Raw genomic sequence first — 9,359 nt, 5'->3', positions numbered from 1 at the left:
AGAGGACTCCCGCTGGTTTGCCCCTGACTACGACAGATCGCCGGCCAGGGCCTTTTCAATGAGGGCACGCGTTTCCGGGATGCCATAGAGGGCGACGAAGGAGCCGAAGCGCGGGCCGCGCTCCTGGCCGATCAGTACCTCATAGAGCATCTGGAAGAACGACACCGAGACGCCTGGACCACCTTCCGGGCTCTTCTTCGTGTGGTCCTGATAGCGCTCGATACTGCGCGCGACATCGAGAATGGCGTTCTGGATGTCGGTCCCGTCGGCATCGTCCGCGAGCGTCGCGAGTTTCTCGTCCATGGCGGCGAGGGCGCCGCGTTCCACCTCGTCGGGCGCGCGGAATTTCTTGGTCGGCTTGACGAAATCGTTGAAGTAGCGGATCGCATAGCCAACCAACGCGTCAAGTTCCGGATTGTTTGCCGGAGTCACATTCCTGGCATGGCGCGAAATGAAACCCCAGAGCACGCTGCTGTTTTCGGCATTGGAGGCGCTTACGAGGTTCAGCAGCAGTGCGAAGGGCACCGGCAGGTCCACGGTCGGCGGGTTGCCGTCATGGAGATGCCAGACAGGGTTGTTCAGCCGGTCCTTCCAGCTTTGACGCCCATAGGCCGAAAGATAGGTGAAATATTCATCGACCGCCTTGGGAATGACGTCGAAATAGAGCCGTTTTGCCGTGCGCGGCTTCTGGAACATGTAGAGGCCGAGACTCTCGGTCGGGGCGTAGGTCAGCCATTCGTCAATGCTGAGGCCGTTGCCCTTCGACTTCGAAATCTTTTGGCCGATCTCATCGAGGAAAAGCTCGTAGACGAAATGTTCGGGTGCCCGGCCACCCAGTATCTCGCAAATGCGGTCATAGATGATCGCATTTGTCTGGTGGTCCTTGCCGAACATCTCGAAATCGACGCCGAGCGCTGCCCAGCGCATGCCGAAGTCGGGCTTCCATTGCAGCTTGACGTTGCCGCCGGCGACCGGGAGCGTCGTCTCTTCACCGTTCTCATCATCAAAGGTGATGGTGCCGTTCCCGGCGTCGATCTTCTTCATCGGCACATAGAGCACGCGCCCGCTTGTCGGCGAAATCGGCAGGAATGGGCTATAGGTCGCCTGGCGCTCTTCGCCGAGCGTCGGCAGCATGACCTTCATGATATCGTCATAGCGCTCGGCGGCACGCAGCAGGACGGCGTCGAAGCGGCCCGCTTTGTAATATTCCGTTGCACTCGCAAATTCATAGTCGAAGCCGAACGTATCGAGGAACCGGCACAGCATGACATTGTTGTGGTCGGCAAAACTCTTGTAGTCGCCGCCGAACGGGTTAGGCACTGCCGAGAGCGGCATGTGCAGGTACGGCGCCAGAAATGCTGGATCCGGCACATTGTCCGGTATTTTGCGCATGCCGTCCATGTCGTCGGAAAAGCAGAGAAGCTTGGTCTTTACCTTGTCGCCGGTCAGAACGCGGAAAGCATGGCGCACCATTGAGGTACGCGCCACTTCGCCGAAGGTGCCGATATGCGGCAGTCCCGAAGGGCCGTAGCCGGTCTCGAACAATACCGTTTCAGGAAAGCCGGATTTGGCGTAACGCTTGATGATCTTCTGCGCCTCTTCGAAAGGCCATGCTTTGGCCTCTGCTGCCGCCGCGATCAATTCGGGGGTCAGTTCGATTTCGGTGTTTAGGCGCGGGTTCATTCGTTATTCCTGTTAACGCTGGATTTGATGAAACGCTCTACGTCCGCGGGTCGTCCGCGTCAATCGCATGGGCCGCGCGGAGGCGCAATCGGCAATGATTTCGGAGTTAAGACGATCGATTAGTAGAAATCGACGGGAAAGTACCGAAGATAAAGTTCGGATGTGATGCCTTTTTCCTCGATCGCCTTCAGTGCGAAATCGAATGCATCGACAAGCTTTTGATTTTCGAGCGTGGTTGCGATCATCATCCCTTCACCCAAGAACTGCGGCGCAATATAGGGGCCGCCGACAAAGGCACAGCAATCCTTTGCCTCGGGACTGCCGATCCAGAAGGAAAGGTCCGAGCCGTCGCCAAATACGGCATCGATCTTCTTGGCCTGCAGGTCCCTGAACATGAGTTCGCGCGTCGGAAAACCAACCCAATGGCTGTTTGGAAAATAATCGGCAAAAATCGCCTGGTGCACTGAACCCGCAATCACGCCGATAGTCTTTTGCTTCAGCGTATCTGCGAACGGTTCGGCAAAGGACGTTTCCTTGAGCGCCATGAAGCGCGCAGGCAGGCGGATATAGGGAGCCGTAAAGGCAAACTTCTCGCGCAGCGCTGCGGTCGGCTTTAGCCCGGCGATGATCGCCTCAGCCTCGCCGCTTTCAAGCGTCGGTTGCAACTCGTCCCACGGACGAGCCTCAATCTGGCAGATGGCGGTCACGCCGAGTTCGTTGCAGAGTGCCCGCGCCAGATCGACATTGAATCCCGAGATGCGCCCCGTCGCATCGACGAAGTTGAACGGCGGATAATCGACGGTCGTCACGAAGCGAATGCGCTCGACGGTCGAAAGATCGGGCTTGGCGACATGCTCGCGTCCATCCCAGTAGTGCGGAAAATCGGATTGCGCGGCCATAGCTGGCAGCACTGCCAAAATGAAGGCGGCGAGAAACGAGGCGATCTTGCGGAAAGGCATGCGATACCGTGATGCGATTTGATTTGGGGCCAAGCTAACACGATCTCTTCACCTCAAAAAGCGCAATTGGCGGCTGAGCCTTCGCAAGCAAAAACTCAAGGGTATATTGACGTGGTTCACGCATTGATCTCTATTACTTGCACTATATCGCACATATTACTACCATAAGTATACTTCAATTTATAATCTCAATCTATAATTGAAAGAGTTAATCATGGTATTATTGTATATATTGCGAATTGTATCGCGAAACGAGAGCGGTCGGCCTGATCATCAGCCTTTACTTTAGGCGGGCGCCGCCATGCGGCAAATCGAGGCTGCCCTCGCTGCAAGACTATGCCAGGCGGGAACGGCGAAACACGCCATTATCGCGGCCTTCCGCGAAGCGGTTTCCAACCGCACCTCGCTGCTCGAAGAAGTTGCGGCATCCGGCGTAGCGGACGAGGCGGCAATTGGCCAGGCCATATCGGCGGAACTCGGGCTGAGCTTTGCGGCAATTCCAGAGGGAGCGATAGTCATCGGCAAAAGTTCGGCTGTTGCACCGGATCTGCATTCACGCCGGCTGATGGTGGTGACAGCAGAAGGCGAACTTTTGCATTTTGCGGCCCCGACGCTTACCGAGATAGGCGACCTGAAGCACAGCCTGTCTTTCGATCCGGCCGCGAAAGCCCGTACGAGAATAACAACGCCAACACAGCTGCATGAATTCATCCGTTCCTACCGCGAGCGCGAACTGTTGCTGAAGTGCGTGAACAGGATGGAGATCGGCGGGCTTGAACGTACGTCCCGGGTGGTCCTGAGCGGCACTCAGGGGATCATCCTGGGCATTGCGATAAGCCTCGGCATGATCGGACTGATTTTCCATCTTTCCACCCTCTGGGATGGCTATCACTATTTTTCGTTGCCCTTCTTCTTTGCATGCATCGCGCTTCGCTTCCTGGCAGCAGGCAGGACCGGCGAAATTCCCGCCGAAACCGGCTGCCTTGCACAACGACATGGTGAACTTCCGTTCTACACCGTCATGATCGCGCTTTATAAGGAAGCGGCGGTGGTACCCCAACTTGTAAGGGCGATGCACCGGCTCCATTGGCCAAAGTCGAGGCTTGAAGTCCTGTTTCTCTGTGAGGCAGACGACACGGCAACATTGAAGGCTTTGGCAAACCAGACGTTACCGCCGGGTTTCAAGATCGTCCCTGTTGCCAATTTCGGCCCACGAACCAAGCCAAAGGCGCTCAACTATGGGCTGCAATTGGCGAAGGGCGATTTTGTCGTGGTCTATGATGCGGAAGATCGTCCGCATCCCGATCAGTTGCTGGAGGCCTGGCGCCGCTTCGACATGTCCCACCAGAGGCTCGCTTGCCTGCAAGCGCCGCTGATCATTTCGAATGCAGGCAGCTGTCTGCTGGCGCGGCTGTTCGCCTTCGAATATGCGGCCCATTTCGGCGGCTTGCTTCCGTGGCTGGCCCGCCACGGCTTCATTCTGCCGCTCGGAGGAAGCTCCAATCACTTCAGGCGTAACTGCCTTGAAGCGGTTCGCGGCTGGGATCCATACAACGTCACCGAGGATGCCGAGCTCGGCGCGCGCTTGGCGCGCTGTGGCTACGATGTGGGTGTGATCTCCCGACCAACCCTTGAAGACGCGCCGGTCCGCGTCGATATCTGGCTGCGGCAAAGGACGAGATGGCTGAAAGGTTGGGCGCACACATGGCTCGTTGAAATGCGCAATCCGAGAGCTTTCCTGCGCGACGTAGGATTGCAACGCTTCATGGTGTTCCAGACGCTCGTTGCGGGGATCGTCGTCTCATCGATCGCCTATCCGTTCATGCTGCTCTGGACAGGCTTTGGGATTGTCCACATCGCGCGCGATGACGCCTTTACCTGGCACAATGCGATACTCGCCATCGATCTCGTGTGCGTTGTCATGGGCTTCCTGTCATTCCACAGGCTTGGCCGAAGAACACCGGTCGCCGAGGCAATTCCCGGACCGATCCTGCAGTGGCTGCCGCTCTATTGGCTGCTTACCGCCATGGCTTCATGGCGTGCCATTTGGCAGCTCGGCAGAGCCCCTTCGCTTTGGGAAAAGACGCCGCACGATCCTTCAGGGATAGTGTTGCCCAAGCCGATCAGCCGGCGCCCTCACAGAAACTCATGGCCGGAGCCGATGATCAACGCGTCTTCATTGCCGACCACATCCATGTCCCGGCCCTTATATGGCAGGCTCAAGAGAATTCTGCGGATGACGGCGATGCGCGCGCGCCGCTTGTCGTTGGACCTGACAATCGTCCATGGGGCATAGGCCGTGTGCGTGCGTGCCAGCATTTCGTCGCGCGCCTTCGTGTAGTCGTCCCAGCGCTTGGCCCCTTCGATGTCAATGGGCGAGAACTTCCAGTTCTTCAACGGACTGTGCCTGCGGTCGTGAAATCGCTTCAGCTGCATGAGCTGACCGATATCCAGCCAGAACTTGAAGAAATGAATGCCATCCGCAACGAGAAGGCGTTCAAATCCCGGCACTTCTTCCAAAAAGGATTCATGCTGCTCGGGCGTGCAGAACCCCAGCACTTTTTCAACGCCGGCCCTATTGTACCAGGAACGGTCGAACGTGACGAACTCGCCTGTCGTCGGAAAATGCGAGATATAGCGCTGGAAATACCATTGGCCGCGCTCAATCTCGCTGGGCTTCGGCAGGGCGACATTGCGGGCCGAGCGCGGGTTCATATATTGGCGCAGCGTGAAGATTGTGCCGCCCTTTCCGGCGGCATCACGCCCCTCGAACGCGCAGATGACGCGATTGCCGGTGTCCTGCAGCCAGTACTGCATTTTGACGAGTTCGATCTGCAGCCGCTCGACAGTCTTCTCGTATTCGTCGTTCGGCATCTTGTCGTTATAGGGATAGCCCCCTGAAGCAAGATCGCCGTCATCGATCCAGTCCGGCAGTTTGGGATCGTCTATATTGAAAGTGCGTTTCTTACCGTCGATCTTGAGTTTGAGAGTGGTATCTACGCCCGCTACGGGTTTATCGGTTTTCTTTTTCGAATCTTTACCCACAGCAATCGTCCTCAATTGACACAATGGCATGTTATTGAGAGAGCGTTGTATCGTCCAGAGCCAAAAAAGGACGCCGGGCCAGGAGTTTAGTGCATGAGCATTTTGGGGCAGGAGGGCCGTACGTTTCGTCAAAAGGCCGTCGAGCGTGTGATCCAGGCACGCTTCGTGCTCGGCGCCGCCGCCTTCATTACCGCTCTGGTCCTCAGCACTCAGGCGACATGGTGGCTGAGCTTTGCCGTCCTCATGCTCGTCCTCCTGGCGGTCGTTGCGCTTTCTGCGACGCTGCCGCGCAGCGATGCACCAGCGGAATCTCCCGCCAGTGATCCGGCAATTTTCCGTCTGTCCGGCCAGCAGCTTGCCGCGCAATTGCCCGACCCGCTTATCATCTTCGACCATGGCGGGACGATTCTTTACGTCAATCCCGTCGCCAATGGCGCGTTCGGGCCGCTTGCGCGCGGCGGGGCTTTGCTCCTGCATTTCCGGGCCCCCGAACTGCAGGCGCTGGTTCAGTCAGTCATGGCCGATGGCGTCGCCCGGTCGGTGGACTTTGCCGAACGGGTGCCGGTCGAGCGCTGGTATCGAGCGACGGTCCTCCTCCTCGACCGGGCCGGTGGCAAGGACCGGCAATATCTCCTCTCCTTTCGCGATCAAACCGAAGCGCATCGCCTTGAACGCATGCGCAGCGACTTCATCGCCAATGCCAGCCATGAGTTGCGCACGCCCCTCGCGTCCTTGACCGGGTTTATCGAGACGTTGCGCGGGCCGGCCCGCCGCGATGAGGCGGCGCGTGACAATTTCCTCGAGATCATGCAGAAGCAGGCCGAGCGCATGGCCCGCCTGATCGATGACCTGTTGTCACTGTCGCGCATCGAGATGAAGGCGCATATCGCGGTCAAGGACCAGGTGGACCTGACGACGCTGATCAATCATGTGGTGGATTCGTTGCGCCCGCTTGCGGATGATCTCGGCGTCGAAATCGAACGCAAGATCGATCCCGATCCCGTCATCGTGCTTGGCGATAGGGATGAGCTGACGCAAGTCTTTCAGAACCTTGTCGAAAACGCCTTGAAATACGGCCAGTCGGGCAAGCGCATCGTCGTCGAGCTCAAGCGCGGCGACGATGGCATCAAGGCCATGGTCCAGGATTTCGGCCCTGGCATACCGGAGGAACATATCCCGCGCCTGACTGAACGCTTCTACCGCGTCAATCTTGAAACCAGCCGGGCCCAGAAAGGCACCGGCCTCGGGCTCGCGATCGTCAAGCACATACTGACGCGGCATCGTGCGCGCCTCGTCGTTCGCTCGCGGGTCGGCGAGGGCTCTACCTTCACCGTCGTCTTCGGGCCTCAGAAGGCCTGACGCCAACCGATCGTTAAGCTTGGCGCACGGCAAACAAAAAAAGGGCGCCGAATGGCGCCCCAGTCAGAAGGAGCTAAGATTAGCGGACGCGCCTGCGATCGGACGCCGGCTGATAGGCTAGGCGGGAGTGATAGCCGCAATAGGGCCCGGACTCGCCGACATCGTTGCCGCAGAAATTGAAGTCCGGCTGCAGCGGATCTCCCATCGGCCATTTGCAGGTACGCTCGTTGAGCTGCACCAGTTCGAGGCGCCGCGAGATCGGAACGACGACATCCGTGACAGTTTTCATGACCGGCACGAGTTCCGTGCTGTATTCGGTCTGCAAAGCGGTCGCGCCGATGCTGCGGCTGACGACGCGGGTCGCGACATGCCCCGAGGAGCCGCCGCCGCGCGAGGCGCCGGATGACCCTGTATTGATCTTCTTGCTGCGTGTCTGGGTGGACGTGGTCTTGCCCCGCCCGGACAGCTTCAGCCTGTGAACCTTGCCGATGACCGCATTGCGGCTGACACCGCCCAGCTGTGCTGCGATCTGGCTTGCACTCAGACCTTCGGCCCAAAGTTTCTTCAGCTGTTCTACGCGCTCATCTGTCCAGTTCATTGTTTTCCTAGCTCCATATGGGGCTTGTTTGTGTAGACTCCGGACTGAATCCTTCCTCGCATCTGGATTGCTCCAGATTGGTTCGATACCATATCTATTCAGATGACGAGGACGCCGTACGAAATCTAGCTTTTTCGATTACCAAGCTACAATATGCGATGACTCTGTGACAAGAGTCGGGCGCCGATCCCAGGGGTGCTTTTTTGGGTTTTCCCCAACTTGCGCGATAGACTGTTGCAGAAATGACGAATTGCAGAGTCGGTGGCAAATATTCCAGCGGATACGCGCATAAGTTGTAGTTAATGGATCGGCTCATCCGGTTCGTGTTGGTGATGAATGGGATCAAAAGTGTTCATTTGACAATTGGGGTTCGAATGACGATATTACTCGCATATGGCCGCCCTCAAAATGGCATTGTGGGGCGGCTTTTTGATTTCAACACGGCCGTTTCTTCTTTGTAATCAGCAGTTTCGGCAAGCAGGGTATTGGAGGCCCGTAACGACATGACGGACGCAATCGCGCAACCGCTTTACGACACTTTTGCTCGTGCGGATTTGCGCTTTGAGCGAGGTGAGGGTGTTTGGCTGGTGACCGAAACCGGCGAGCGCTATCTCGACTTCGCCGCCGGCATTGCCGTCAATTCGCTCGGCCATTCGCATCCCCATCTCGTCGAAGCGCTGAAGAGCCAGGGCGAAAAACTATGGCACGTCTCCAACGTTTACGAGATCCCCGGCCAGCGCCGTCTCGGCCAGCGTCTGGTCGACGCCACTTTCGCCGACAAGGTGTTCTTTACCAATTCCGGTGCGGAAGCGCTTGAATGCGCGATCAAGACCGCGCGGCGTTACCACTATGTCAACGGCCATCCCGAACGGTTTCGCATCATCACGTTCGAAGGCGCGTTCCATGGCCGCACGCTGGCAACGATCGCGGCTGGCGGCCAGGAAAAATACCTTGAAGGTTTTGGACCCAAGGTCGAGGGTTTCGACCAGGTGCCTTTCGGTGACGAAAAGGCCTTGAAGGCTGCCATCGGGCCGGAGACTGCTGCCATCTTGATCGAGCCGATCCAGGGCGAGGGCGGCGTACGTCCCGTCCCGGATGAAGATCTGCGCGCTCTGCGCAAGCTCTGCGACGATGAGGGTATTTTGCTGATCCTCGATGAAGTGCAGACCGGCGTCGGTCGAACCGGCAAGCTGTTCGCCCATGAGTGGTCGGGCATCAGGCCGGATATCATGGCGGTCGCAAAGGGCATCGGCGGCGGCTTTCCGCTTGGCGCCTGCCTTGCCACGGCCGAAGCCGCAAAGGGCATGACCGCGGGGGTTCATGGGACGACCTACGGCGGCAATCCGCTTGCCATGGCCGTCGGCAACGCCGTGCTCGACGTCATCCTGGAGGAGGGCTTCCTTGAACACGTGCAGAGGATTGCCCTCACGATGAAGCAGGGCCTTGCGTCAATTGCCGACCGCTATCCGGCCGTCATTTCGGAAGTGCGCGGCCGCGGCCTCTTGATTGGCCTTAAGAGCGTCGTGCCCAATACGACGCTGGTGCAGGCACTGCGCGACGAGCATTTTCTGACGGTCGGCGCCGGTGACAACGTCATTCGCCTGCTTCCACCTCTGGTTGCATCGGAAGAAGAGGCGCGCGAGGCGCTTTCACGCATCGAGGCGGCGGCTGAACGCCTATCGGTTGCCGCCAGGCAGAAGAGCGCGTGAGGGACG

Annotated in this window: 6 protein-coding genes and 1 pseudogene; 3 read left to right on the top strand and 4 right to left on the bottom strand. The window is 58.3% G+C overall.

Annotated elements, in window-relative coordinates:
• Window positions 1-27: 27 nt before the first annotated feature.
• On the bottom strand, window positions 28-1,683 hold the full coding sequence (locus tag HQ945_RS05620; RefSeq protein WP_174207784.1) for a lysine--tRNA ligase: 1,656 nt from the start codon (window positions 1,681-1,683) through the stop codon (window positions 28-30).
• 119 nt (window positions 1,684-1,802) lie between these two features.
• Window positions 1,803-2,642, bottom strand: coding sequence for a transporter substrate-binding domain-containing protein (locus HQ945_RS05615; RefSeq protein ID WP_113279767.1), 840 nt, complete (start codon window positions 2,640-2,642; stop codon window positions 1,803-1,805).
• 301 nt (window positions 2,643-2,943) lie between these two features.
• Between HQ945_RS05615 and HQ945_RS23095 the strand changes: the two are divergent.
• Window positions 2,944-4,530 (top strand): annotated as a pseudogene (locus HQ945_RS23095) (glycosyltransferase); the annotation flags it as partial.
• 248 nt (window positions 4,531-4,778) lie between these two features.
• On the opposite strand, the gene ppk2 reads toward HQ945_RS23095, so the two are convergent.
• A complete protein-coding gene (gene ppk2, locus HQ945_RS05610; RefSeq protein ID WP_113279769.1) occupies window positions 4,779-5,717 on the bottom strand; it encodes a polyphosphate kinase 2 in 939 nt (312 codons plus the stop codon).
• A gap of 63 nt (window positions 5,718-5,780) precedes the next feature.
• Between ppk2 and phoR the strand changes: the two genes are divergently transcribed.
• Window positions 5,781-7,046 (top strand): phosphate regulon sensor histidine kinase PhoR, encoded by a 1,266-nt coding sequence (gene phoR / locus HQ945_RS05605; protein WP_113279770.1) that lies wholly within the window; start codon window positions 5,781-5,783, stop codon window positions 7,044-7,046.
• Between the two features lie 79 nt (window positions 7,047-7,125).
• Here the strand turns inward: phoR and HQ945_RS05600 are convergent, their stop codons facing one another.
• Window positions 7,126-7,644 (bottom strand): GcrA family cell cycle regulator, encoded by a 519-nt coding sequence (locus HQ945_RS05600; protein WP_027230347.1) that lies wholly within the window; start codon window positions 7,642-7,644, stop codon window positions 7,126-7,128.
• 503 nt (window positions 7,645-8,147) lie between these two features.
• Between HQ945_RS05600 and HQ945_RS05595 the strand changes: the two genes are divergently transcribed.
• Window positions 8,148-9,353 (top strand): aspartate aminotransferase family protein, encoded by a 1,206-nt coding sequence (locus HQ945_RS05595; protein WP_091919817.1) that lies wholly within the window; start codon window positions 8,148-8,150, stop codon window positions 9,351-9,353.
• Window positions 9,354-9,359 lie beyond the last annotated feature (6 nt).

The sequence above is a fragment of the Phyllobacterium pellucidum genome, assembly GCF_013327855.1.
GTDB lineage: Bacteria > Pseudomonadota > Alphaproteobacteria > Rhizobiales > Rhizobiaceae > Phyllobacterium > Phyllobacterium pellucidum.
The sequence above is the reverse complement of the archived record's forward strand: the minus strand, read 5'-3'. Positions and strand labels throughout refer to the sequence as shown.

What these genes read in the sequence shown, in the direction of transcription:
- HQ945_RS05595 (WP_091919817.1), top strand. Translation starts at nt 8,148, where the DNA reads ATGACGGACGCAATCGCGCAACCGCTTTACGACACTTTTGCTCGTGCG.
- HQ945_RS05600 (WP_027230347.1), bottom strand. Translation starts at nt 7,644, where the DNA reads ATGAACTGGACAGATGAGCGCGTAGAACAGCTGAAGAAACTTTGGGCC.
- phoR (WP_113279770.1), top strand. Translation starts at nt 5,781, where the DNA reads ATGAGCATTTTGGGGCAGGAGGGCCGTACGTTTCGTCAAAAGGCCGTC.
- HQ945_RS05620 (WP_174207784.1), bottom strand. Translation starts at nt 1,683, where the DNA reads ATGAACCCGCGCCTAAACACCGAAATCGAACTGACCCCCGAATTGATC.
- HQ945_RS05615 (WP_113279767.1), bottom strand. Translation starts at nt 2,642, where the DNA reads ATGCCTTTCCGCAAGATCGCCTCGTTTCTCGCCGCCTTCATTTTGGCA.
- ppk2 (WP_113279769.1), bottom strand. Translation starts at nt 5,717, where the DNA reads ATGCCATTGTGTCAATTGAGGACGATTGCTGTGGGTAAAGATTCGAAA.